Source organism: Fortiea sp. LEGE XX443, assembly GCF_015206815.1.
Taxonomy (GTDB): Bacteria; Cyanobacteriota; Cyanobacteriia; order Cyanobacteriales; family Nostocaceae; genus Nostoc_B.
This window is the reverse complement of the sequence record NZ_JADEXZ010000146.1, coordinates 1-3,224: the sequence shown is the minus strand read 5'-3', so window position 1 is coordinate 3,224 and position 3,224 is coordinate 1. Positions and strand designations below refer to the sequence as shown.

2 rRNA genes are annotated in these 3,224 nt (G+C 51.7%); both read left to right on the top strand.

Annotated features, from left to right (window positions below):
• The first annotated feature begins 194 nt into the window (after window positions 1-194).
• Window positions 195-3,018: ribosomal RNA gene (locus tag IQ259_RS26785) — 23S ribosomal RNA — on the top strand.
• Between the two features lie 60 nt (window positions 3,019-3,078).
• Window positions 3,079-3,196 (top strand): 5S ribosomal RNA (rrf, locus tag IQ259_RS26780).
• Window positions 3,197-3,224: the final 28 nt, after the last annotated feature.

The window sequence follows — 3,224 nt, the reverse complement described above, 5'->3', positions numbered from 1 at the left end:
AAACAAATAAAAAAGGAAAAAACTCAGCAACGAGGCGAAAGTCAGACTGCTGGGAAAAACCAGCCAGAACCTTGAAAACTGCATAGAAAAGCGAGAAAAGTAGGCAATCATAAGTTGAGAATCGAAAGTCGTGGGTAAAACCAAAGACAAAAGAGGAAAGATTTGTGAGCAAAAGCCAACACCAAATGTTTAGTGGTCAAGCGAATAAGAGCTAATGGTGGATACCTAGGCACACAGAGGCGAAGAAGGACGTGGTTACCGACGAAATGCTCCGGGGAGTTGGAAGCAAACATTGAGCCGGAGATATCCGAATGGGGCAACCCTATATACTACCTGCTGAATATATAGGCAGGAAAGAGCCAACCCAGCGAACTGAAACATCTTAGTAGCTGGAGGAAGAGAAATCAAATCAGAGATTCCCTCAGTAGTGGTGAGCGAAAGGGGAAGAGCCTAAACCAAAAGGTTTACCTTTTGGGGTAGTGGGACAGCAATATCGAATCTAGAGGTTAGACGAAGCAGCTAAATACTGCACCAGAGGAAGTGAAAGTCTTGTAGTCGAAAACTGAAGGATAGTAGCTGAATCCCGAGTAGCATGGGGCACGAGGAATCCCATGTGAATCAGCGAGGACCACCTCGTAAGGCTAAATACTACTGTGTGACCGATAGTGAACCAGTACCGCGAGGGAAAGGTGAAAAGAACCCCGGAAGGGGAGTGAAATAGAACATGAAACCATGAGCTTACAAGCAGTGGGAGTCCGATTCAACGGATGACCGCGTGCCTGTTGAAGAATGAGCCGGCGACTTATAGGCACTGGTAGGTTAAAGCGAGAATGCTGGAGCCAAAGGGAAACCGAGTCTGAAGAGGGCGAAAATCAGTGTTTATAGACCCGAACCCTGGTGATCTAACCATGGCCAGGATGAAGCTTGGGTAACACCAAGTGGAGGTCCGCACCGACTGATGTTGAAAAATCAGCGGATGAGTTGTGGTTAGGGGTGAAATGCCAATCGAACCAGGAGCTAGCTGGTTCTCCCCGAAATGTGTTGAGGCGCAGCGGTAATGATTAAATCTGGGGGGTAAAGCACTGTTTCGGTGCGGGCTGGGAGACCGGTACCAAATCGAGACAAACTCAGAATACCCAGAGAACACATTGCCAGTGAGACGGTGGGGGATAAGCTTCATCGTCAAGAGGGAAACAGCCCAGACCACCAGTTAAGGTCCCCAAATCATCGCTAAGTGATAAAGGAGGTGGGAGTGCACAGACAACTAGGAGGTTTGCCTAGAAGCAGCCACCCTTGAAAGAGTGCGTAATAGCTCACTAGTCAAGCGCTCCTGCGCCGAAAATGAACGGGGCTAAGCGATGTACCGAAGCTGTGGACTTACAATGTAAGTGGTAGGGGAGCGTTCCGTAGTAGGAAGAAGCAGTAGCGGCAAGCAGCTGTGGACGAGACGGAAGTGAGAATGTCGGCTTGAGTAGCGAAAACATTGGTGAGAATCCAATGCCCCGAAACCCTAAGGGTTCCAGAGCCAGGTTCGTCCGCTCTGGGTGAGTCGGGTCCTAAGGCGAGGCCGAACGGCGTAGTCGATGGACACAGGGTGAATATTCCCTGACTATGATATGGGAGCATTGCTCGGGACGCATGAAAGATAGCCATACCCTGATTGGTTTGGGAGACGGTTACGACCGTCGCATGGTGAAGGATAGTGCCAAGAAAAGCGAGTCATGCATTGAACATATTGTACCCGTACCCGAAACCGACACAGGTAGGGAGGTTGAGAATACCAAGGGGCGCGAGATAACTCTCTCTAAGGAACTCGGCAAAATGGCCCCGTAACTTCGGAAGAAGGGGTGCCCACCTCAGACGTGGGTCGCAGTGAAGAGATCCAGGCGACTGTTTACCAAAAACACAGGTCTCCGCAAACTCGTAAGAGGACGTATGGGGGCTGACGCCTGCCCAGTGCCGGAAGGTTAAGGAAGTTGGTCAGGGAAACTGAAGCTGACGACCGAAGCCCCGGTGAACGGCGGCCGTAACTATAACGGTCCTAAGGTAGCGAAATTCCTTGTCGGGTAAGTTCCGACCCGCACGAAAGGCGTAACGATCTGGATGGTGTCTCAGAGAGAGACTCGGCGAAATAGGAATGTCTGTGAAGATACGGACTGCCTGCACCTGGACAGAAAGACCCTATGAAGCTTTACTGTAGCCTGGAATGGTGTCCGGGCTTCGCTTGCGCAGGATAGGTGGGAGGCACTGAAATATTCCTTGTGGGGAATATGGAGCCAACGGTGAGATACCACTCTGGCGAAGCTAGGATTCTAACTCATCTCCGTCAGCCGGAGAGAGGACAGTTTCAGGTGGGCAGTTTGACTGGGGCGGTCGCCTCCTAAAAGGTAACGGAGGCGCGCAAAGGTTCCCTCAGCACGCTTGGAAACCGTGCGACGAGTGTAAAGGCATAAAGGGAGCTTGACTGCAAGACCGACAAGTCGAGCAGGTACGAAAGTAGGCCTTAGTGATCCGACGGCGCAGCGTGGAATGGCCGTCGCTCAACGGATAAAAGTTACTCTAGGGATAACAGGCTGATCTCCCCCAAGAGTCCACATCGACGGGGAGGTTTGGCACCTCGATGTCGGCTCATCGCAACCTGGGGCGGAAGTACGTCCCAAGGGTTGGGCTGTTCGCCCATTAAAGCGGTACGTGAGCTGGGTTCAGAACGTCGTGAGACAGTTCGGTCCATATCCGGTGCAGGCGTTAGAACATTGAGAGGAGTCCTCCTTAGTACGAGAGGACCGGGAGGAACGCACCGCTGGTGTACCAGTTATTGTACCAACAGTAGACGCTGGGTAGCCAAGTGCGGAGCGGATAACCGCTGAAAGCATCTAAGTGGGAAGCCCACCTCAAGATGAGTGTTCTCACTACTTTAAGTAGGTAAGGTCACGGGCAGAACACCCGTTCTTAGGCGGTAGGTGGAAGTGCAGTAATGTATGCAGCCGAGCCGTGCTAACAGACCGAGGGCTTGACCTCCACATTTGTTTCTCGCTTTTTTGTGCAGTCTTCAGGGTCTTTGTACCCTTTCTCAGCTTTCCTGGTGTCTATGGCGCTGTGGAACCACTCTGACCCCTTCCCGAACTCAGATGTGAAACGCTGCTGCGGCTACGATAGTTGGAGGGTCGCCTCCTGCCACAATAGCTCGATGCCAGGTCTCTATTTTCAAAAAGCCTCTTTCGTAA